Annotated in this window: 18 protein-coding genes and 2 riboswitches; of the genes, 14 read left to right on the plus strand and 4 right to left on the minus strand. The window is 70.9% G+C overall.

Going from position 1 to position 20875, the window contains the following annotated elements:
* The first annotated feature begins 77 nt into the window (after positions 1 to 77).
* The 7 genes from Aau02nite_RS26780 (at position 78) to Aau02nite_RS26810 (ending at position 10598) form a co-directional block, all read left to right on the plus strand.
* Positions 78 to 2099 carry a DUF5941 domain-containing protein gene (locus Aau02nite_RS26780; protein ID WP_212991339.1) on the plus strand — a complete coding sequence of 674 codons (2022 nt, stop codon included), beginning with the start codon at positions 78 to 80 and terminating at the stop codon, positions 2097 to 2099.
* Positions 2096 to 4270: a bifunctional glycosyltransferase/CDP-glycerol:glycerophosphate glycerophosphotransferase gene (locus tag Aau02nite_RS26785; protein ID WP_212991340.1), complete on the plus strand. Its 2175-nt coding sequence runs from the start codon at positions 2096 to 2098 to the stop codon at positions 4268 to 4270. Before Aau02nite_RS26780 ends, Aau02nite_RS26785 begins: the two co-directional genes overlap by 4 nt.
* 213 nt (positions 4271 to 4483) lie before the next feature.
* Positions 4484 to 5782 (plus strand): ABC transporter ATP-binding protein, encoded by a 1299-nt coding sequence (locus Aau02nite_RS26790; RefSeq protein WP_212991341.1) that lies wholly within the window; start codon positions 4484 to 4486, stop codon positions 5780 to 5782.
* 96 nt (positions 5783 to 5878) lie between these two features.
* Complete coding sequence (locus Aau02nite_RS26795; protein WP_212991342.1) at positions 5879 to 6793, plus strand: hypothetical protein; 915 nt, start codon at positions 5879 to 5881, stop codon at positions 6791 to 6793.
* A gap of 57 nt (positions 6794 to 6850) precedes the next feature.
* Positions 6851 to 7369 carry an ATP-binding protein gene (locus tag Aau02nite_RS26800; RefSeq protein ID WP_212991343.1) on the plus strand — a complete coding sequence of 173 codons (519 nt, stop codon included), beginning with the start codon at positions 6851 to 6853 and terminating at the stop codon, positions 7367 to 7369.
* A gap of 78 nt (positions 7370 to 7447) precedes the next feature.
* Positions 7448 to 8185, plus strand: coding sequence for a beta-phosphoglucomutase family hydrolase (locus tag Aau02nite_RS26805; protein ID WP_212991344.1), 738 nt, complete (start codon positions 7448 to 7450; stop codon positions 8183 to 8185).
* 46 nt (positions 8186 to 8231) lie between these two features.
* Entirely contained in the window at positions 8232 to 10598 is a 2367-nt protein-coding gene (locus Aau02nite_RS26810; RefSeq protein WP_212991345.1) for a glycoside hydrolase family 65 protein, read from the plus strand.
* Between the two features lie 63 nt (positions 10599 to 10661).
* Here the strand turns inward: Aau02nite_RS26810 and Aau02nite_RS26815 are convergent, their stop codons facing one another.
* Positions 10662 to 11678 carry a coiled-coil domain-containing protein gene (locus Aau02nite_RS26815; RefSeq protein WP_212991346.1) on the minus strand — a complete coding sequence of 339 codons (1017 nt, stop codon included), beginning with the start codon at positions 11676 to 11678 and terminating at the stop codon, positions 10662 to 10664.
* A gap of 5 nt (positions 11679 to 11683) precedes the next feature.
* Positions 11684 to 11819: riboswitch (cyclic di-AMP (ydaO/yuaA leader) on the minus strand.
* A 277-nt stretch (positions 11820 to 12096) separates the two neighbouring features.
* A riboswitch (cyclic di-AMP (ydaO/yuaA leader) is annotated at positions 12097 to 12246 on the plus strand.
* Here Aau02nite_RS26815 and Aau02nite_RS26820 point away from each other — a divergent pair.
* Complete coding sequence (locus Aau02nite_RS26820) at positions 12244 to 13335, plus strand: coiled-coil domain-containing protein (RefSeq protein WP_212991347.1); 1092 nt, start codon at positions 12244 to 12246, stop codon at positions 13333 to 13335. (Overlaps the previous riboswitch by 3 nt.)
* Positions 13336 to 13352: 17 nt before the next feature.
* Here Aau02nite_RS26820 and Aau02nite_RS26825 read toward each other — a convergent pair whose 3' ends face one another.
* Together Aau02nite_RS26825 and Aau02nite_RS26830 are read right to left on the minus strand one after the other, a co-directional pair.
* A complete protein-coding gene (locus tag Aau02nite_RS26825) occupies positions 13353 to 14129 on the minus strand; it encodes an ABC transporter ATP-binding protein (protein ID WP_246595473.1) in 777 nt (258 codons plus the stop codon).
* Between the two features lie 4 nt (positions 14130 to 14133).
* Complete coding sequence (locus tag Aau02nite_RS26830) at positions 14134 to 15030, minus strand: ABC transporter permease (RefSeq protein ID WP_212991349.1); 897 nt, start codon at positions 15028 to 15030, stop codon at positions 14134 to 14136.
* Between the two features lie 174 nt (positions 15031 to 15204).
* Between Aau02nite_RS26830 and Aau02nite_RS26835 the strand changes: the two genes are divergently transcribed.
* Positions 15205 to 15813, plus strand: a complete 609-nt coding sequence (locus Aau02nite_RS26835; protein ID WP_246595455.1) for a TetR/AcrR family transcriptional regulator — start codon at positions 15205 to 15207, stop codon at positions 15811 to 15813.
* A gap of 3 nt (positions 15814 to 15816) precedes the next feature.
* On the opposite strand, the gene Aau02nite_RS26840 is transcribed toward Aau02nite_RS26835, so the two are convergent.
* On the minus strand, positions 15817 to 16989 hold the full coding sequence (locus Aau02nite_RS26840; protein WP_212991351.1) for a sensor histidine kinase: 1173 nt from the start codon (positions 16987 to 16989) through the stop codon (positions 15817 to 15819).
* Positions 16990 to 17010: 21 nt separating this feature from the next.
* Between Aau02nite_RS26840 and Aau02nite_RS26845 the strand changes: the two genes are divergently transcribed.
* The 5 genes from Aau02nite_RS26845 (at position 17011) to Aau02nite_RS26865 (ending at position 20860) form a co-directional block, all read left to right on the plus strand.
* On the plus strand, positions 17011 to 17655 hold the full coding sequence (locus Aau02nite_RS26845; protein ID WP_212991352.1) for a response regulator: 645 nt from the start codon (positions 17011 to 17013) through the stop codon (positions 17653 to 17655).
* 64 nt (positions 17656 to 17719) lie between these two features.
* On the plus strand, positions 17720 to 18700 hold the full coding sequence (locus tag Aau02nite_RS26850; protein WP_212991353.1) for a glycerophosphodiester phosphodiesterase family protein: 981 nt from the start codon (positions 17720 to 17722) through the stop codon (positions 18698 to 18700).
* 69 nt (positions 18701 to 18769) lie between these two features.
* The gene (locus Aau02nite_RS26855) at positions 18770 to 19117 is read left to right on the plus strand and encodes a hypothetical protein (protein ID WP_212991354.1); all 348 of its coding nucleotides are present in this window, start codon (positions 18770 to 18772) and stop codon (positions 19115 to 19117) included.
* Positions 19118 to 19148: 31 nt separating this feature from the next.
* A complete protein-coding gene (gene pnuC / locus Aau02nite_RS26860) occupies positions 19149 to 19772 on the plus strand; it encodes a nicotinamide riboside transporter PnuC (RefSeq protein WP_212991355.1) in 624 nt (207 codons plus the stop codon).
* Positions 19769 to 20860: an AAA family ATPase gene (locus Aau02nite_RS26865; RefSeq protein ID WP_212991356.1), complete on the plus strand. Its 1092-nt coding sequence runs from the start codon at positions 19769 to 19771 to the stop codon at positions 20858 to 20860. The genes pnuC and Aau02nite_RS26865 overlap by 4 nt, the downstream gene beginning before the upstream one ends.
* Positions 20861 to 20875: the final 15 nt, after the last annotated feature.

Consider the following 20875-nt stretch of genomic DNA (forward strand, 5'->3'; position numbering starts at 1 on the left):
GCCGCTGTTAACATCTGGGCAATCTCGCCCCCACACACACTCGTGCACGGGCGTCCGATGGTGGGAGGGATGTCTCGGTGACGCTCGCCGTGCTGTGCGGGAGCACCGGCAACGACCTCGGCCCGGGCGCGGCCCGCCGGCTCGCCGACGAGCTGACCGCGGCGCTGGCCGCGGCCGGGTCCACCACGGTTGTCCCGGTCGACGGTCTCGACGTCGCGGGCCAGCTGCGGGAGATCGCCCGGGTCGCCGCCGGGGCCGACGAGCCGCTGCTGCTCTGCGCCGACAACCTGGTCGCGCATCCGAGCCTGCTGCGCACCCTGGCGACCGAACCGGCCGGCCGCAGTACCGCGCTGGTGGTCGCTGAGGACGGCGGCGACCTGCGCGAGGAACGCGGTCGCCTGGTTTTCGCCGCCGACGGGACGACCCGCTTCCTGGGCGCGATCAGCATCGCCGCCGCCGACCTGCCCACCCTCGCGGCAGCGGCCGCGCAGGCGGCCGACCAGGCGGTTCATTCGTCGCCCACCGCCACCTCGGCCGAGGGCCCGGCCACCGCGACCGCGCAGCGCGACGCCATCGACGTGTTGCTGCGCGCGCTGCTGGAGGCCGGGCTGGTGCCCATCGCCACCCGGGTACGGCTGCTGCACGCCGAACGGGTGCACACCGAGGCTGAGCTCGTCACCGCCCGGGCCGCCGTCGCCGCCGTGGACGAGGACTCCGCGTTGCTGCGGCTGGCCGTCAAGGAGAAGGACGACTTCTTCACCACGTACGCGGTGAGCACCTGGTCCCCGATCGTCACCAAGCTGTGCGCCCGGCTCGGCCTGAACCCCAGCGGCGTCACCGCGGTGTCCGTCGCCTTCGCCGTGGCCGCCGCCCTCGCCTTCTGGGAGGGCTCGCGGCCCGCGCTGATCGCCGGGGCCGTCCTGCTCTACCTCGGCTTCGTGCTGGACTGTGTGGACGGCCAGCTGGCCCGCTACACCCGCACGTTCGGCGCGTTCGGCGGCTGGCTCGACACGATGGCCGACCGGGCGAAGGAGTATGCGGTCTACGCCGGTCTCGCCGCCGGTGCGGAGCGGGCCGGCCTGCCGTACGCGTGGCCGCTCGCGATCACCGCCATCGTGCTGCAGACGGTCCGCCACATGACCGACACCTGGTACGGCGCCCTGCACGACGAGGCCGCCGCCCGGCAGTCCGTCGGCACCGCGGGCAACAGTGACGCCGGCGGTGGGGTGGGAGCGCGGCTGAGCCGGGCCTCGAACCGGGTCCAGGCGGACACCGGGTCGGCGGCGTACTGGCTGAAGCGGATCGTGGTCTTCCCGATCGGGGAACGCTGGGCACTGATCGCTGTGCTGGCCGCTGTGAGCAACGGGCGGGTGGCGCTGGCCGCCGTGGTGGGCTGGGGACTGCTCGCCGCGGCGTACACCTTGGGTCTGCGATCGTTGCGTTCGCTCTCGATGCGCGTCGGTGTGCTGGACACGGTCGACACCTCGCGGCACCGCGACGACGGCCTGCTCGTCCGTACGGTCCTGAGCGCGGTGAAGGCCGGCGCCCCGCTGATCACCGCCGTGATCGCGGCGCTGGCCGCGCTGGGTCTGGTGATCGGGTCGCTGACCGGCGCGGTGCCGGACGGCAGCGACGTTGGCATGTGGGTCTCCGGTGACCTCCGGGTGCAGCAGATCCGGGCGGGAGACGCCTCGATCTGGCTGATCGTGGCCGCCCTGCTGGTGCTCGGCGCCGGGCTGGCGGCCCGCGCCCGGCACGGCGGCCCGCTGGACTGGCTGGTCCCGGCGGGGCTGCGCGCCGCCGAGTACCTCATGATCGTCGCGGTCGCGCTGACCTGTGCCGTCCCACCACCCGTTGTTTACCTGCTGTTGTTCGTGGTGGCACTGGATCACTACGACCTGACCGCCCGGATGGAGAAGGGTGCGCCCGACGCTGCCGCGGCGAGGGCGCGGCTCGGCTGGGACGGCCGGGTCGTGGTGCTGGTGCTGAGTGCACTGGGCGGGGTCGCCACGGTCGCGGAGCTGCTGCTCGCCGTCGTCGTGGGCGGCTCGTTCCTCGCCGGCGCGGTTCGTGACTGGCGCTCCGGAGGTAAGCGATGACCCTGCTCAGCGTGGTCCTGCCCGTGTACAAGGTGCAGGGTTATCTGCGCCAGTGCCTGGACTCCCTGCTCGAGCAGCCGTTCACCGATTTCGAGATCGTGGCCGTCGACGACTGCTCGCCGGACTACAGCGGCGAGATCCTGGCCGAGTACGCCGCTCGTGACGCCCGGGTCAAGGTCGTCACCGCGCCGGAGAACCTCGGCCTGGGCCGGGCCCGCAACCTCGGCCTCGATCATGCGACCGGCGAGTACGTCTGGTTCGTCGACAGCGACGACTGGCTGGCCCAGGGCGCGCTCACCGCGATCGCCGACCGGCTCGCCGACACCGATCCCGACGTGCTGATCTTCGGTTTCGACCGGGTGCACTGGGACGGCCGAGTGGTGGTCGCCGGCGCCGCGAAGGTGCTGGCCGACGCGCCGGACACCTTCACCGTGGCGCAGTGGCCACGGATCGTCAACGTGCTGCACGTCGCGTGGAACAAGGTCGTCCGCCGGGACCTGCTGGTCAAGCTCGACTTCCGTTTCGAGCAGGGCTGGTACGAGGACGTCTCGTTCACGTACCCGGTGCTGGCCGCGGCCGAGCGGATCAGCGGTCTGCCCCGCACCTGCGTGCACTACCGGCAGCGGCGGACCGGAGCGATCACCCGGACCCTGGACGACCGGCACTTCGAGATCTTCGACCACTGGGAGCACGCGTTCGCTCTGGTGGACACCGGCGCGAAGCACGCCGAGGTGCTGCGGCCGGCGCTCTACAAGCGGATGCTCTGGCACTACCTGAGCGTGCTGCGCAACGCCGAGCGGGTGCCGCGGGGCTCCCGCCGGCGCTTCTTCGAGCGGATCGTCGAGCACGCCCGCCGGTACCGGCCCGCCGCGGGTTACGAAGCGCCGGACGGCCTGGAGGGACTGCCGTACCGGTTCGTGGAGAAGGACGCCTTCCTGCCGTTCCGGGCCGCGGAGGCCGCCGCCCGCAAGCTCAAGAAGGCGAAGCGGTCCAAGCGGGTCTGGACCCGCCGGGCCCGCAAGCTCGTCCGCAAGGCCCGGGAGGGCGTATACCGCGGCTACTACCAGCTGCAGCTGCGGCGGCCGGTGGACGACAAGCTCGCGCTGTACGCGGCGTACTGGTATCGCGGCGTGAGCTGCAACCCCGCGGCGATCGCGGCCAAGTCCGCCGAACTGGTCCCGGACGTGCGCAACGTCTGGGTGGTCGGCGCGTCCCGGGCCGGGTCCGTGCCGCCGGGCACCGACTACGTGGTCGCCGGCTCCCGGGAGTACTACCGCCTGCTGGCCCGGGCCCGCTGGCTGGTCAACAACGTCAACTGGCCGAACTGGGTGGTCAAGCGAGCGGGCACCACCCACGTGATGACCCATCACGGCACCCCGCTGAAGATGATGGGCATGGACCAGGCCGACCATCCGGCCGCCGCCAAGGACCAGGACTTCCGGGCCCAGATGCGCCGGGCGGACCGCTGGGACTTCAGCATCACGGCGAACGCGCACACCACGGTCGCCTGGGAGCGGGCGTACCCCTGCCGGTACGAGACGCTCGAGGTCGGCTACCCGCGCAACGACCGGCTGGCGGTGGCGACGCCGGCGGACTCGGCCGCGGTGCGCGAGCAGCTCGGCATCGCCCCCGGCGAGCGGGTCGTGCTCTACACGCCGACGCACCGCGAGTGGTTGCCACCCGGTCAGCAGGTGCTCGACATCGACGCGTTCGCCGACCGGCTGGGGCCGGACACCGTCCTGCTCGTGCGCGCCCACTACTTCCACGTGACCGCGGCTCAGCGGACCGGGGCGCGCCGGGGGCGGATCCTCGACGTGTCCGCGTACCCGGTGGTCGAGGATCTCTATCTGGCCGCCGACGTGATGATCACCGACTACTCGTCGGCGATGTTCGACTTCGCCGTGCTGGACCGGCCGCTGGTGATCTTCGCGCCCGACTGGCCGGCCTACCGCGAGTTGCGCGGGACCTATTTCGACCTGATGGAGCTGCCGCCGGGTGCGGTCGCGACCACCTTCGCGGAACTGGTCGACATCTTCCGCAGCGGCACCTACGCGGACGCCGCGGCGGCCGGGCAGCGGGCCCGTTTCCGGGAGCGGTTCTGCTCGCTCGACGACGGCGGAGCGGCCGAACGGGTCGTGCGCCGGGTGTTACTGGCCGGTACCGGAAAGTAAATCTTCCGGTCCGGTACGGCCCGGATCTCCGGCCGCGACGGCCTCCTGAACGCTGCGACCTGCACAGACGAGGTCATCGGCGGAGCCTTGCCAAGTCCCCGAATGGGTGACGATGTGGTGACTGTCGGCAAATGGCACGTTCACCCGATGGCAGGCATTGATGGGTGTAGTCACGCTAAGCCATCGTCGCAGCTCAAACGCAGGAGGTTGACGGTGTCCACCGTCGCGCTCAAGGACGTCACCAAGGTCTGGCCGGACGGTACGGTCGCGGTCGACCGCGTCAGCCTCGACGTCGAGGACGGTGAGTTCATGGTCCTGCTGGGGCCGTCCGGGTGCGGTAAGTCGACGGTCCTGCGCATGATCGCCGGCCTGGAGGATCCCTCCGCCGGCGCCATCCTGCTCAACGGCGAACCGGTCATGGACCTGGCCCCGCGCGACCGGCGGATCGCCATGGTCTTCCAGGACTTCGCGCTCTATCCGCACATGACCGTCGGGGACAACATCGGGTTCCCGCTCAAGCTCTCCGGCATCGAGCCCGGGCCGCGCGGCGAGCGGATCGGCGACGTGGCCAGCGCGCTGGGCATCGGCGACGTGCTTGCCCGCAAGCCCGGCCAACTCTCCGGCGGCCAGCGCCAGCGGGTCGCGATGGGCCGGGCCATCGTGCGCCGCCCCGGGCTGTTCCTGATGGACGAGCCCCTGTCCAACCTCGACAGCGGCCTGCGCGCGGAGCTGCGCGCCGAGATCACCGGGCTCACCCGAGAGCTCGGCGTCACCACCATGTACGTCACCCACGACCAGGCCGAGGCGCTGACCATGGCCGACCGGGTCGCGATCATGCGCAAGGGTGTGCTGCAGGACCTGGGCACCCCGACCGAGGTGTACGGCCGCCCGGCCACCCTCTACGTCGCGGCCTTCCTGGGCGCGCCGCGGATGAACCTGCTCGAGGCCTCGGTCTACGTGCACCTGGACCGCTACATCGCCCTGAACCTCGGTGAGCAGGCCCTCTACCTGCCGTGGAACGACATCCGGGCCCGGGCGATCTCGCACTACCACGGTGAGCGGATCGTCGTCGGCATGCGGGCCGAGGCGCTGACCCCGGTCGCCCCGGACACCCCGGGCGACGTGCTGCAGGGCCGCATCCGCTACCTCGAGCACCACGGTCACGAGTCGCTGGCCTTCCTGGACATCGGGGCGACCGCGGTCGTCGTCGACGAGCTGGGCAAGGCGGTCACCGAGACCGACGCCGAGACCGGCGTGGTGCGGCGGATCGGGGGAGCGCTGCAGCGGCTCACCGGGCGTACGGACAAAACCGTGCTGGAGCGCGAGGAGGCCGAGAAGGCGTCGGTGCTCAGCGACCCGGGCCGGCACCACCGGCGGCCCGCCGAGCTGGCTGTGCGGCTGGCGCCGTACCCGGCGGTCTCGCCGGGGCATCCGCTGGCCATCAACGTACGGATGGACGCCCTGCACTTCTTCGACGAGCGCGGCGACCGTATCGACGTCGGATGGCGTTGAAAATCACCTCTCGCTTCTCTTGACGGTATGGCCTATCGTCCCGCCTACGTCGGTGCGATGGCGTATCGACGTCGTTGAGGTGAGGAGGGGACGGACGTGGCCAACGCATCCGGGCTTCTGGTGATCGAGCGCATCCTGCGGGACAGACAGGGCATCTGGCAGCAGGTGGTGGAGGACCGAGCCCTCAACCGCCTGACCGGTCAGATGCTGGTCAGCTCGGTGGTGGCGCTGGCCTGTTACGGCGCGGTTCTCGGCTCTTTCCACAGCGTGCTGATGGCGCTGACCTCGGCAGTGAAGCTGCCGTTGCTCTTCCTGGTCACCCTGGCCATCTGCCTGCCCACCCTGTACCTGTTCAACCTGGTCTTCGGGGCCCGGCTGTCGGTGCGGCAGTCGCTGGCGCTGGTCATGGTGGCGCTGACGGTCACCGCGATGCTGGCCGTGGCGTTCGCCCCGATCGCGCTGTTCTTCCTGATCACCGCGCCCGACTACGGATTCTTCAAGCTGCTCAACGTGGCCATCCTGGCGCTGTCGGCGCTGGTCGGCCTGCGCTTCCTCACCGGAGGCATGCGGGTGCTCAACGAGAACGGCCTGCTGGCCCCGGAGAAGCCCGCCGTGGCGCCGGCGACCCCGGCCGAGGCACCGGCCACCCCCGCGCTCACCCCGGCCGCCACGCCGGCCAACGGCAGCGGTGGGACCACTACCCTTACCGCGCCCGCCCCCGCGCCGGCGCCGGCGCCCGTGCAGGCGGCTCCGGTGGTGCCGCCGGGCTACATGCTGACGCCGATCGGGCACCACCCGCGCCCGGTCCGGCCGCCGAAGGAGAGCCAGCCGACGCCGCCGAGCATGACCCTGCTGTACGTCTGGATCCTGCTCTTCGGCTTCGTCGGCACCCAGCTGGCGTGGACCCTGCGGCCGTTCTTCGGCAGCCCGGGGATGAAGTTCAGCCTGTACCGGGACATCGACGGCAACTTCTACGCCGAGATCCTCCGGACGTTGGCGGATCTGTTCTGATCTGTTACCGGTTCCATGACTGCCACGGAGGCGGTACGCAGCGTAGGCTGAGCGGCGGTGGAAGAGACTGTCGACCAGCACATGCTGCGTCCGGCTCCGGGCAAGGAGTCGCCGGACGCCACCCCCGTGCACTCTCCGGCCGGTAGGTCGACCCTTCTCGATCGCCGGTTCGGCCGCGACGAGATCACCGTGGTCCGCCACGAGATCACGGCGCGGCTGGACGTCGGCCTGCTCGCCGACCGCCTGCACGGCTTCGTGCTCGCGATCAACGAAGTGATCACCAACGCCGTGCTGCACGCCGGTGGCCAGGGTCGCATCGTGCTGTCGCTCACGGGGACGACCGTGTGCTGCACGGTGACCGACTCGGGGCCGGGCATTCCGGAGCAGTTCCGCCGGCCGCCGAACGTGCCGGAGGCGTTCGAGGTGGGCGGCCGGGGCATCTGGCTGGCGCACCAACTGTGCGACGACGTGACGATGGCGACCGGCCCGATCGGGACAACTATCGAACTGTGCATGAACCTGCCCGGCCGCAATACCCTGTCTGGCCTGGTCAACGAGAGTGCGGCCGCCGGCTGAACGAAGAATGAAACGCCGTGGAAATGTGATCGAGGGCATTGAGGCGTGTCGGCCATCCGAGGCGACTACATTGGGCCAGTGCTCGGACTACCTCCTCATGTGACGGCGTGCCTCTTCGACCTCGACGGCGTGCTCACGCAGACCGCCCTGGTGCATAACGCGGCGTGGAAACAGACCTTCGACGCGTTTCTCCTGACCTGGTCCCGGCACCATGGACAACCGTTCGTACCGTTCGACACGGGCGCCGACTACCACCAGTACGTCGACGGCCGGCAGCGGGCGGACGGGGTTCGCACGTTCCTCGCCTCGCGGGGCATCACCCTGCCCGAAGGCACGCCCGGCGACGGTCCCGACGCGGAGACCGTCAACGGCATCGGCAACCGCAAGAACATCCTGGTCCTGCAGAAGATCCAGGAAGGCGCGGTACAGGTCTACCCCGGCTCGGTCGACTACCTGCACGCGGCCGTGGCCGCCGGGCTGCGCCGCGCCGTCGTGTCGGCCAGTGCCAACTGCGCCGACGTCCTGCGGGCGGCCGGCATCACGGAGCTGCTCGAGGTGCGCGTGGACGGCGTCACCGCCCGCGAGCAACACTTGCCGGGCAAGCCGGCCCCGGACACGTTCCTGGTCGGCGCGAAACTGCTCGGGGTGGCCCCGGAGCAGTGTGCGGTGTTCGAGGACGCTCTGGCCGGCGTGGCCGCCGGCAAGGCCGGCGGTTTCGGCATCGTGATCGGCGTGGACCGGGTCGGTCAGGCCGACGCGCTGCGCGAGCACGGCGCCGACATCGTCGTGCAGGATCTCGCCGAGCTCCTCAAGTAATTCCCCTTACAGACTTTCTCCTTTCTCAGTTGCGAGAGGCACCACCGTGATCCGTGAACGGGCCTACCCCGTCGATCCCTGGCACATCAGGGAGACCCGGCTGGACCTGGATGTGCTGGCTCAGTCCGAGTCGGTCTTCGCCCTGGCCAACGGCCACATCGGCCTCCGGGGAAACCTGGACGAGGGCGAGCCGCACGGCCTGCCCGGCACCTACCTCAACTCGTTCTACGAGCTGCGGCCGCTGCCGTACGCCGAGGCGGGCTACGGGTTCCCCGAGTCGGGCCAGACGATGGTCAACGTCACCAACGCCAAACTCATGCGCCTGCTCGTCGACGACGAGCCGTTCGACGTGCGCTACGGCGAGCTGCGCTCCCACGAGCGCACGCTGGACCTGCGCGCGGGCACGCTCGAGCGGATCGTGGAGTGGGTCTCCCCGTCCGGCCAGGCGATCCGCGTGCGCACCGTGCGGATGGTGTCCTTCACCCACCGGGCCATCGTCGCCTTCCTGTACGAGGTCGAGCCGCTCGACGCCTCGGCCCGGCTGATCCTGCAGTCGGAGCTGGTGGCCAACGAGCAGCTCCCGGCGACCAGCAAGGACCCCCGGGTGGCGGCGGTGCTGGACCACCCGCTGCAGGCCGAGGAGATGCTGGAGCAGCGCACCGGCGGCCTGCTGGTGCACCGCACCAAGGCCAGTGACCTGCGGATGGCCGCGGCGATGGAGCACGTGGTGGAGACGCCGGGCAAGCACGCGGTGACCACCGAGGGCCACCCGGACTGGCTGCGCACCACGGTGGCCTGCAAGCTGGAGCCGGGCCAGAAGCTGCGGGTCGTCAAGATCGCCGCGTACGGCTGGTCGAGCAACCGCTCGCTGCCCGCGGTGCGTGACCAGGTCGGCGCGGCCCTGGCCAGCGCCCGGCTGGACGGCTGGGAGGGCCTGGTCGAGGCGCAGCGGGAGTACCTGGACGCGTTCTGGGACCACTCCGACGTCAAGGTCGAGGGCGACCCGGAGGTGCAGCAGGCCGTCCGCTTCGGCCTGTTCCACACGCTGCAGGCCGGCGCCCGGGCCGAGCAGCGGCCGATCGGCTCCAAGGGCCTCAGCGGCCCCGGATACGACGGTCACACGTTCTGGGACGCCGAGACCTTCGTGCTGCCCGCCCTGACGTACACGCAGCCGGCCGCGGCGGCGGACGTGCTGCGCTGGCGGCACTCCACTCTGGATCTTGCCCGGGAGCGCGCGCAGACCCTCGGCCTGCAGGGCGCGGCCTTCCCGTGGCGCACCATCCGCGGGCAGGAGTGCTCGGCGTACTGGCCGGCCGGCACCGCCGGGTTCCACATCGGAGCCGACATCGCCGATGCCGTGCGGCGCTACGTCTCGGCGACCGGTGACTTCGATTTCGAGCGCGACTACGGCCTCGAGCTCCTCGTGGAGACGGCCCGGCTGTGGCGCTCGCTGGGCCACCACGACCGGCACGGGCGCTTCCACATCGACGGCGTCACCGGCCCGGACGAGTACACGGCCGTGGTGGACGACAACGTCTACACCAATCTGATGGCGCAGCAGAACATGTTCGCCGCGGCGGACGCGGCCAAGCGGCACCCGGAGCTCGCCCGCAAGCTGGGCGTGGACGACGAGGAGTCGGCGTCGTGGCGGGACGCGGCGGCGTCGGTGCACATCCCTTACGACCGGGAGCTGGGCGTGCACCAGCAGTCGGAGGGCTTCACCCGGCTGGCCGAGTGGGACTTCGAGAACACCCCGCCGGAGGCGTACCCGTTGCTGCTGAACTACCCGTACTTCGACCTGTACCGTAAGCAGGTGGTGAAGCAGGCCGACCTGGTCATGGCCATGTACCTGCGGGGTGACGCCTTCACCCCCGAGGAGAAGGCCCGCAACTTCGCGTACTACGACGCCCGTACCGTGCGGGACTCGTCGCTGTCGGCCTGCATCCAGGCCGTCATGGCCGCCGAGGTGGGCTTCCTGGAGCTGGCCCACGACTACCTGGGCGAGGCCGCCCTGATGGACCTGCACGACCTGCACCAGAACGCGCGTGACGGCGTGCACGTGGCGTCGCTGGCCGGTTCCTGGATCGCCCTGGTGGCGGGCCTGGGCGGCATGCGCGACTTCAACGGGCAGCTCTCCTTCGCGCCCCGGCTGCCGAGCCGGATCAACGCGCTGGAGTTCTCGCTGCTCTGGCGCGGCCTGCGGCTGCGGGTGGAGGTGACGGCGGACGAGGTGACCTACTCGCTGCGCAACGGCGGCGGTTCGGCCCGCCTGGACCTGCTGCACCACGGCAAGGAGGTCACCATCACCCAGGTGAAGCCGGTCGTGCTGCCGATCCCGCCGGCCCCGCCGACGGGTCCCGCGCCCAGCCAGCCGGCCGGTCGCGCCCCGGTGCGCCGGGCCACCGGCGGCTGATCCAGCCACGAAGAAGCCCCCGTCCTCCGCGAGGAGGACGGGGGCTTCTGTGCGCTTGCCGCGCTAAAGCATCGAGACGTGTACGTGGTCCGTATGTGCACTGGGACCGCTGTACGACTTCCAGCCGGTGGCCGGGAACCAGATCTGTCTGTTCCAGATGACGTAGAGGATGCCGAGCCGGTCGGCGTTACGCACCAGGAAGGCCATCAGGTTGTTGCCGTACTTGCGGGTGTCCTGGTTGTGCCAGGGGGCGAAGCCGCTGTTCTGCAGGGACCAGTCGCAGGCCCGGCCCTTGGGATGCTCGAACGGTCCGCCGTTGCGGTGACAGCCGACGAAGCGCTTGAAGCCGGCCTTCCGCGTCTCCTTGTACATGTGGTGGGTCCGCGCGGTGATGCAGCCGCCCGTCGTCGGGTCGTCGACGTTGCAGGACTCCGGGCCGAACTCGCCGTCGGAGTTGCGGGGGGCGGGCGCGGCGACCCGGGACTTGGCGACCACGAAGCCGCCCGTCACCGACTTGCCGCCGACCTGGGCCAGCGCCTTCTCCGCCGACTCCTTCTGCTTCTCCATCAGCGCGAGGTTCTGCTTCTGCGCCTTGACCTCCTGGTCGAGGCGCGTCTTGTTCGCGGTGACCTCGTCGATGGCCTGGTCCAGCTCGCGGAGCTTGCCGTCGTTGAGGGCGTTGATCTCCTCCAGGGAGACCGCCTTCTTGAGGAAGCCGTCCGGGCTGGAGGTGTTGAGCAGGAAGCCCATGGTCGAGATGCCGCCGGTGCGGTACTGCTGAGCGGCGACCGCGCCCACCTCGGGCAGCAGCAGGTCGCGCTTCGCCTCGGCGTTCTTGACCTTCAGCGCGAGACCGAGCTGGGTCTTGGTCGACTTGGCAACTGCCGCCTTCGCCGTCAGATAGCGCCGGCCGGTGGAGTCGAGCACATCGTTCAGCAGCGGGTTGTCGTCGCCGTCGTCGGCGGTGGCGCTGGAGCCGTCCGGTGCGGCGTTCGCCGGGGATGCGGGCGCGAGCATCATCGTGACCGCGGCGAGCGGTGCCAGGGCGAGGATCAGCCACCGGCGGGGTCTTGCCGTCATTCAGAATCCTTCCGCGTGACCACCGGCCGGGTTAGCTGACGGGTTCGGGACGGAAGCGATCCCTACCACTGACTCGTGGATTCACCCCGGTACTTCTGTGGTTCCCCGGCTCATCTTGCGACGATTAGATGGTGGGCTGCCGGTGCCTTGGGGGCAGCACCTTCTGGCAGTGACCGGCGGTCAGCTTACCTGACAACGGCCGAAGTGACAGTGCCGCCCGGAACGGCAAAACGGTTACCGGGCAACGACTTTCCGTCACCGCTCGATGGAATGACGCAGGTCATAGCCCGTAACGACGCATTAATGTGAGTCGTTGCATTCTTTCCGTAGTTGCTCACCTTCAGTGCACGATCGATTGCTCAGGGTGCGACGACTGTCGATTCCTAGCATTGATGGGTAGTGTTCGTCACGGTCTCAGCGCAGACCGCCGCCTAATCGCCGCAGGGCGAGCCGAGGAACCACTCGAGTAATGGGGTGAATCCGATCCGCGCACCCCCGCGCGATCGGTAGGGATCGCTTCCGTCCCGAACCCGTCAGCTAACTCGGTCGGCGGCCGACGGAAGGAATGTTCGTGAGGCTCAACCCTGTCCGCCGGCGATTAGCGACCGTGCTCGCGGTCCTGGTCGCCACCTCGGGGCTGGCGCTCGCCGCCCCGACCTCCGCCTCCGCCGCACCCCGCCCGTTCGCCGCGCCGGGCGACTCGGGCGACGACGGTGAGGGCGGTTCGAAGTCCCTCATCAAGCAGCTCGAGGCGGCGTCCAAGGGCTTCGTCGAGGCCAAGGAGGCGCTGGACCGCTCCAAGAAGCGCCAGCAGCAGCTCACCGCCAAGGTCAAGGAGCTCGACGCCCAGCTCGGCCCCAAGCAGGCGGCCCTGGACGAGATCGTCCAGCGGGCGTACCGCACCGGGCGGCTCGGGCCGATGACGGCCATGATCACCGCCGACTCCACCGGCAGCATGCTGGACCGGGCGCAGACCCTGGAGACCATCGCCGTCAAGCAGGACCGTGCGGTGCGCGACCTGAAGGACAGCCGGGCTCAGCAGGCGCAGGCGAAGGTGGCGATCGACGCCGCCGTCCGCGAGCAGCAGCGACAGCTCACCGTCATGGCCAAGCGTAAGAACCAGGCCGAGAGCGCCCTCAAGGTGGCCAACGCCGCCAGTGCGGCCAGCGGTGGTTCCACCGGTTCGTCATCCGGCGGTGGTTCCTCCGGCGACGGTGGCAGCAGCGCCCTGGCCGCAGCCGCGCCCCGGACCTCGGACGGCTCGCTGCCGAACGAGTCCTGCAGCGCCAATGACCCGACCACCTCGGGCTGCCTCACCCCGCGCACCCTGCACGCGATGCAGGAGGCGAAGAAGGACGGTTTCACCCGCTTCGTCGCCTGCTTCCGCCAGCAGAACAGCGGTGAGCACCCGAAGGGCCGGGCCTGCGACTTCGCCGCCGACAAGGGCGGCTTCGGCGGCGATGCCACCGGAGCCAGCCGGGACTACGGCAACCGGCTGGCGAACTACTTCATCAAGAACGCCAGCCGGCTGGGTGTGCTCTACGTCATCTGGTTCCGGCGGATCTGGCTGCCCAGCAGTGGCTGGAAGTCGTACTCCGGCGCCGGCGGGGACCCGTCCAGCGACCACACCAACCACGTGCACCTGTCGATGCGCTGACCGGGGGAGTGCGGGGCCTACCGCTTGACGTAGGCCTCGTACTCCTTCAGCACATCAGCGGTGGGACCGTCGGCGCGGATCAGGCCGGACTCGAGCCAGATCGCCCGCTCGCACGTGTCCCGGATCGACTGCTCGCTGTGGCTCACCAGGAACACCGTGCCGGCGTCCTTGCGCAGGTCGCGGACCCGCTGTTCGCTGCGGCGGCGGAACTTCGCGTCACCGGTGGCCAGCGCCTCGTCGATCAGCAGCACGTCGTGCTTCTTCGCCGCGGCGATGGCGAAGCGCAGCCGCGCCCCCATGCCCGAGGAGTACGTGCGCATCGGCAGCGAGCTGAAGTCGCCGCGCTCGTTGATCCCGGAGAACTCGATGATGTCCTTCACCTGGGACTTCACCTCGGCCGGGGACATGCCCATGGCCAGGCAGCCGAGCACCACGTTGCGCTCGCCGGGCAGGTCGCTCATCAGTGCCGCGTTGACGCCGAGCAGCGAGGGCTGGCCGGCGGCGTAGATCGCCCCCTTGTCCGTCGGCAGCAGCCCGGCGATGGCCCGCAGCAGGGTGGACTTGCCCGAGCCGTTGGTGCCGATCAGGCCGATCGCCTCGCCCTTGTGTGCGACGAAGCTCACTCCCTTGATGGCGTGCACCTCGCGCAGGGTGGCCGGCTTGGTGCCGGTGATGATCCGCTTGAAGCTCGCCAGCGGGCTGCCCGTGCCGGGGGTGGCGGACTGCTGCACCCGGTAGACGACGTGGGCGTCGTCGACGATGACCGTCGGCTCGCGCCGGTCGCTGCCGGTCATGGTGTCAGCCACGGCCGTACCCCTTCTCTCCGCGCCAGAAGTAGACATAACCACCGATGCCGACCAGCAGGGTCCAGGCGATCGCCTCGAGCCAGAGCACCACGGGCGAGGCCGCGAGCGGCACGTCCTCCATCAGTGCGTGCCGCATCAGGTCGATGAAGACGAGCAATGGGTTGGCCTCGACCAGGTACAGCTTCCAGCCGCTGAGGTGGTCGGTGAACCGGGTCACCGGGTAGAGCACCGCGGAGCCGTAGAGCCAGATCCGCATGGCGAACGGGACCAGTTGCTTGACGTCGGCGACCTTGCTGCCCAGCCGGGCCGCGGCCAGCGCCAGGCCGGCGTTGAAGACGCACTGCATCAGGAAGATCGGCACGATCAGCAGCCACTCGAGGGTGATCGGCTCTCCGAAGGCCAGCACGATGACGATCAGCACGGCCATCGAGGCGATCATGTTGCGGATCTCGACCATGGTGATGGCGAGCGGCAGGCTGGCCCGGGGGAAGTGCAGCGCCCGGATCAGGCCCAGGTTGCCGCTCACGGCCTGGATGCCGGCCTGCACCACGGACTGGGTGAAGCCGAAGATGAAGACACCGGTGCACAGGTACGCGACGAAGTTCTCGACGCCGCTCTTCTGCTTCAGCACGACACCGAAGATCACGTAGTACACAGCCGCGTTGATCAGCGGCGTCAGCACCTGCCAGAAGACGCCGAGCCGGGTCCGGCCGAGCGACGACGTGACCTTGGCGTTGGCGTACGACGAGATGAAGTGCCGGTAGCTCCACAGCTGGCGGGTGTAGTCCCGCAGGCTGGGCAATTTGCCGGCTGCACTGAGACCGTGCCTGCGGGCCAGCTCCTTGAGCGTCAGGCCGGTCTCCGAATCGATGACCGCCGTCTGGGGCATGGGGTGGCGCTCCGATCTGGTCGGTCCGCTGGGGTCGGGGGACCTGGATGACTTGCGCGGGAACACACTAAACAGTGTGCCGCGATGGTACGGCGTCGTATCGACGTTAGGCCCGAAAGTAGCCGAATGAGCGCCGGAACGCAACCGTTGCGTCCTGGCGTATATAGTGCACCCGTGGTTACAGCGAAACGTGCACCCGCCGGAGCGGCGGTGCTCCGCGGGGACATCACCGCGGCCATCCGCAACGCGGTCATGAACGAGCTGGCCGAGGTCGGCTACGGACGCCTGTCCATCGAGGCGGTGGCGCGCCGGGCCGGCGTCGGGAAGACCGCCATCTATCGCCGGTGGAGCAACAAACTGGAGATGGTCCTGGAGATCGTCTCCGCTGTGGCGGAGCGTAGCGTGCCGATGCCCGACACCGGAAGCTTCGCCGGCGATCTGCAACTGCTCATGTTCATCGTCAGCAAGGCCCTGCAGCACCAGATCGCGTCGCAGATCATCCCCGACCTGATGGCCGAGGCGGCCCGGAACCCGAAGATCGCCGAGACCCTGCAACGGGCGCTGCGCACCCACCAGCAGGCCGTCGGGGAGAAGATCGTGGGCCAGGCCGTCGAGCGCGGCGAGCTGCCGGCCGGCACGAACGCCGATCTCGCCGTCGACCTGATGCTCGGCCCGCTGTACTGGCGGCTGGCGGTCTCGCGCACCCCGATCGACGACGACTACCTCGAGAACCTCAGCACCGCTGTGCTGGGCGCGCTGCGGGAGCCCCGGCCGGCCCACTGAGGCTCAGCGGCCGGGCGGTACGGCAACAGCAGCCCGCGCCGGCAGCGGGAACGACGCCTCGATCCGCCAGCCGGCCGGGGCGAGCGGGCCGTGCACCAGCTTCCCGCCGTACCCGGTGAGGTCCTCGGCCAGGCTGAGCAGCCCGAAGCCGCCGCCGTCCGGCCCGCGACCGTCCCGCGACGGGTCCGCGGGCTCACTGGTGATCCGCAGGATCAGCGTGTGCTCGCCGCGCCCGGTCGTGATCGTGAGCAGGGCGCCGGGTCCGTCGTGACGAAGTGCGTTCGTCGCCGCCTCCCCGATCAGCCGGTCGGCGACCGCCCGCACCGGGGCCGCCAGCTCCCTGCGCAGATCCGGCGGGTCGCCCGCCAGTCGCAGGCCGGCCGCCTGCAGTGTCTGCAGCCGGGTCGCCAGCAGGACCGCGGAGTCCGGCTCGTCGGCGTCGGCCAGCGCGGCCCGCACCTCGGCGAGCGCCTCCCGGCCCGCGCGCAGCACCACGTCCAGGCGGTCCCCGGCCGCGGGGCCGAGTGACGTGGTGGCCTTCAGCGCCTCGGTCTGCAGCAGCATCACGGTCACCGTGTGGGCCAGCGTGTCGTGCACCCGGCGGGCCAGGCGTTCCCTGTCCTCGGCGGCCGCGGTCGCCTGGTCGGCGATCCGGCGTTCCAGCCGCAGGTGTGTCGCCTCCGCCCGCTGCCGTTCCGCCTCGGCGCGCTGGCGGAGGTGCTGGCTGCGTTCCACCCCGGCCAGCCAGGCCACCGTCACCGTGACGACGGCCATCAGCAGGCCCTCGACCGGACCGTGCCGGACCGCGCTGGCCGCCGCCATGATCAGGCCGACCGCCGGGCACAGCACCCACCGGATCCGCGGTGACCGGTGCGTGGCCGCGGTGTAGAGCGCGATCGTCGCGGGGAAGAAACCGACCGCGCGGGCCATGCCGAGGGTGGTGTGCGCGGCGGTCGCGCAGCCGACGACGATGAGTACCGCGGCCGGGAAGCGACGCCGCCAGACCAGCGGCACGAGCTGGGCCACCGCGAGCGGCGTGGCGACGATGGTGCCGGACAGGACGAAGAGCAGGGCGGTCGCGGCGGCCAGCCCGAGATCCACCAGCGGCTGCCAGTGACCCCGCAGCCGGCGGACCGCCGCTGAGCGCAGCGTGCCGGTCGTGGCCGTGAACACCATGCCACTGCATACCATGGCCGGATGATCCGGCTTGCCGTCGTCGACGACCAGGCGCTGGTCCGGGAAGGGCTCAGCCTGATCCTGGGGGCGCAGCCGGACCTGGAGGTGGTGGCCGAGCTGCCGGACGGCGCCGCCCTGCTGGAGCTGCTGGCCCGCGACCCGCTCGCCGCCGACGTCGTCCTGCTGGATCTCTATCTGCCCGGTGCCGACGGGGTGCGGGTGCTTAGCCACCTGCGCTCGCGTCGGCCCGAGGTGCCGGCGAAGGTGCTGATGCTCACCACGGTCGGCCGGGCGTCGGACATCCAGCGGGCGCTGGCCGCCGGGGCCGACGGCTTCGTGCTCAAGGACGCCAGTGGCAGCGAGCTCGCCGCCGCCGTCCGCGGCGCGCACGCCGGGGTGACCGCGCTGAGCGCCTCCGCCGCCGAGCTGCTCTGGCCCGCGGCCACCGGTGCGCGGCCGGCCGACACCGAGCAGCGGCTGCGGACCCTGACCGGGCGTGAGCGGGAGGTGCTCACGCTGCTCGGACGGGGACTGACCAATCAGGACATCGCCCGGGACCTGGCCCTGGCCGAACGCACGGTCAAGGCCCACGTGAGCAACCTGCTGGCCAAGCTGTCCGTGACCAGCCGCACCCAGGCCGCCCTGCTCGCCCGGGACCTGTCCTAAGGACGTAGTCCGGCTACGTCCTTCGCCGGTTCCGGCACGCGTGGCCGGCTGCGAGGCTGCCCGGATGTCCCACGACAAACGCGTGCGCCGGTTCCGCCGGCTCTGGCTCACCCTCGGTGTCGTCCGGCTGATCGCCGCCGGGCTCTGGGTGGGCAACAGCTCGGCGCTGTGGGGTGGCGGCGACGGACGTCCGCTGTTGCTGGCGCACCGGGGCATCGCCCAGACCTTCCCGCTGGACGGGGTGGAGAACGACACCTGCACCGCGAGCCGCGTCCATCCGCCGGACCACAGCTACCTGGAGAACACGTTGCCGTCGATGCGGGCCGCCTTCGCCGCGGGCGCCGGCATGCTGGAGGTCGACGTCCAGGTCACCGCCGACGACCAGCTCGCCGTGTTCCACGACGCGACACTCGAGTGCCGCACCGACGGCACCGGCCGGGTGCGCGAGCGCACGCTGGCCGAGCTGCGCCGGCTCGACCTCGGGTACGGCTACACGGCCGACGGCGGCGCCACGTACCCGCTGCGCGGCCGGGGACGCGGTTTGCTGCCCACGCTGGAGCAGGTCGTCGCCGCCTTTCCGGAGCGGGAGTTGCTCGTCGACCTCAAGAACGACGACCCGGCCGAGGGCGGACGACTGGCCGCGTACCTGGCCACTCTGCCCGCCGAACGGCTGAAGACCATCGGCGTGTACGGCGGTGACGCCTCGGTCGCCGCGGTCGCCGACCGGCTGCCCGGGATCCGTGCCACCTCGAAGAAGATCATGAAGGACTGCCTGGTGCGCTACCTCGCCACCGGCTGGACCGGCCACGTTCCCGCCGCCTGCCGGCACACCGAGCTGCACCTGCCGCAACGCTACGGGCGCCTGCTGTGGGGCTGGCCGAACCTGTTCGTCGACCGGATGCGGGCCGCCGACACCCGGGTGGTGCTGGTGGCCGGGGAGGGACCCTGGTCGGCGGGCTTCGACCGGCCGGCCGACCTGGCCGAGGTGCCCGCGGGCTGGTCCGGCTGGCTGTGGACCAACCGGGTGGACGCGATCACGCCCTGAAACGCTCAACCGGGACGCGGGTCGTGCCGATGCTAGGGGCCCACCCCGCGCCGTCCCCCCGGAGCAGCCATGCGAAATCCCCGCGTAGACACGACCATTTTCGGTGCGACGTCGCTGCTCACGCTGGCGCTCGGCGGCGTCGCCCCCGAGCAGCTGGCAACGCCCGTCCCGGCCGCCGCCGGCGATGCGGAGGTACTGGCCGGGTTTTGGCTCAGCGCCGACAAGGCGGTACGGCTGCGGCTCGGTGCCGACTGGTCGTACCTGGGTCAGGTCGCGGGCCGGCGGCGGCCCGCCAAGGGCACCTACCGACCCGAGGGGGCGGGACTGGTGCTGCGCGACGACACGGGCCTGCGGACGCCGGTGACGGTGGCCGAGGACGCCCTGGAGATGGCCGGGCACCAGCTGTTCCGGGCCTGACACCACCGATGCCGGGTGCGATGCTGACCCGATGATCGATTGGCTCTCCGGCGTCGCGTTCACCGCCTTCGGGGTCGGCACGACCTGGGCCGAGGTGCTCGGCTTCGGCACCGGCCTGGTGAACGTGGGGCTGCTGGTGCGCCGGCACATCCTCAACTGGCCGGTGGGCATCCTGAACGTGTTGCTGCTCATGCTGGTCTTCTGGTCCGCCGGTCTCTACGCCGACGCCGGCCTGCAGATCGTCTACGTGGTGCTCGGCGCGTACGGCTGGTGGGCCTGGCTCTACGGCGGGGCCCGCCGCACGCCGCTGACCGTACGCACCACCACCCGGGCCGAGTGGGCCGCTCTCGCGGTCGCCGGTGTGCTGCTCACCGGCGGTCTCTGGCTCTTCCTCGACCGCCTGACCAGCTCGACCGTGCCGCTGGCCGACGCGCTCACCACGGCGCTGTCGCTGCTGGCCACCTACGGCCAGACCCGCAAGCTGGTGGAGAGCTGGTGGCTCTGGATCGCGGCCGACCTGATCTACATCCCGCTGTACGGCTACAAGGACCTCTGGCTGACGGCTCTGCTGTACGTGGCGTTCCTGGTCCTGTGCGTCCTGGGCCTGCGCGCGTGGCGGGCGGCGCTGCGCACCCAGCACACGGTGGCCGCATGAGGTGGGGACACGGCCTCATCGTGGGCAAGTTCTACCCGCCGCACGCCGGGCACCACGAGCTGATCGACGCCGCCGCAGCCGCCTGCGACCGGGTCACCGTCGTGGTCGCGCCCAGCTCGCGGGAGTCCGTACCGCTGGAGCTCCGTCTGGCCTGGCTGCGCGAGGCCCACCCGGCGCACGTCCGCTTCGTCGGCGTCCACGACGACCACCCGGTCGACTACGCCGATCCTCGGGCCTGGGAGCTGCACACGGCCGTCTTCCGGGCGGCCGCCGGCCCGGACAGAGTGGATGCCGTCTTCTCCTCCGAGGCGTACGGCGAGGAGCTGGCCCGGCGGTTCGGCGCCCAGGCGGTCACGGTCGACCCCGAGCGGATCAAGACACCGGTGTCCGGAACGGCGGTGCGGGCCGATCCGGTCGCGTTCTGGGACCTGCTCGGTCCCGGGGTGCGTGCCTGGCTGACCCGCCGGGTGATCGTCGTCGGCGCCGAGTCCACCGGGACCACGACGATGGCCCGGGCCCTGGCCCGGCACTACCGCACCCGCGGCGGGGTGTGGGCGCGGACCCGCTGGGTGCCCGAGTTCGGCCGCGAGCTGACCGCCCGCAAGCTCGACGCCCTGCGCCGGACCCGGCCCGGCGCGGTCGTGGAGGACGTGACCTGGGACCGGGACGACTTCGTGACGGTCGCCACCGAGCAGAACGCCGCCGAGGACAGCGCGGCCCGCGACGGCGCGCCGATCCTCTTCGGCGACACCGACGCCCTGGCCACGACGATCTGGGAGGAGCGCTATCTGGGCGGGGACGGCGGGGCCTGGACGACCTCACCGGGCGTGGCGGAACGCGTACGGGCACCCGACCTGTACCTGCTCACCCACCACGAGGGCGTGCCGTTCGTCGACGACGGGCTCCGCGACGGCGAGGCGGTACGGGCGTGGATGACCGCCCGCTTCGAGCGTGAACTGGCTGCTCGCGGCGTACCGTCACGGGTGTTGACCGGATGTCATGCCGCCCGGCTGCGGGCCGCGGTCGCCGCCTGCGACGACCTGCTGGCGGCCGGGTGGTCTTTTGCTCCTCCGCTAAGCCATTCCTGATCGGGGCCGAAGCAA

The sequence above is a fragment of the Actinoplanes auranticolor genome (assembly GCF_018332655.1).
GTDB lineage: Bacteria > Actinomycetota > Actinomycetes > Mycobacteriales > Micromonosporaceae > Actinoplanes > Actinoplanes auranticolor.

What these genes read in the sequence shown, in the direction of transcription:
- Aau02nite_RS26850 (WP_212991353.1), top strand. Translation starts at nt 17,720, where the DNA reads ATGTCCCACGACAAACGCGTGCGCCGGTTCCGCCGGCTCTGGCTCACC.
- Aau02nite_RS26825 (WP_246595473.1), bottom strand. Translation starts at nt 14,129, where the DNA reads ATGACCGGCAGCGACCGGCGCGAGCCGACGGTCATCGTCGACGACGCC.
- Aau02nite_RS26815 (WP_212991346.1), bottom strand. Translation starts at nt 11,678, where the DNA reads ATGACGGCAAGACCCCGCCGGTGGCTGATCCTCGCCCTGGCACCGCTC.
- pnuC (WP_212991355.1), top strand. Translation starts at nt 19,149, where the DNA reads ATGATCGATTGGCTCTCCGGCGTCGCGTTCACCGCCTTCGGGGTCGGC.
- Aau02nite_RS26845 (WP_212991352.1), top strand. Translation starts at nt 17,011, where the DNA reads ATGATCCGGCTTGCCGTCGTCGACGACCAGGCGCTGGTCCGGGAAGGG.
- Aau02nite_RS26830 (WP_212991349.1), bottom strand. Translation starts at nt 15,030, where the DNA reads ATGCCCCAGACGGCGGTCATCGATTCGGAGACCGGCCTGACGCTCAAG.
- Aau02nite_RS26865 (WP_212991356.1), top strand. Translation starts at nt 19,769, where the DNA reads ATGAGGTGGGGACACGGCCTCATCGTGGGCAAGTTCTACCCGCCGCAC.
- Aau02nite_RS26855 (WP_212991354.1), top strand. Translation starts at nt 18,770, where the DNA reads ATGCGAAATCCCCGCGTAGACACGACCATTTTCGGTGCGACGTCGCTG.
- Aau02nite_RS26840 (WP_212991351.1), bottom strand. Translation starts at nt 16,989, where the DNA reads ATGGTGTTCACGGCCACGACCGGCACGCTGCGCTCAGCGGCGGTCCGC.
- Aau02nite_RS26785 (WP_212991340.1), top strand. Translation starts at nt 2,096, where the DNA reads ATGACCCTGCTCAGCGTGGTCCTGCCCGTGTACAAGGTGCAGGGTTAT.
- Aau02nite_RS26820 (WP_212991347.1), top strand. Translation starts at nt 12,244, where the DNA reads ATGTTCGTGAGGCTCAACCCTGTCCGCCGGCGATTAGCGACCGTGCTC.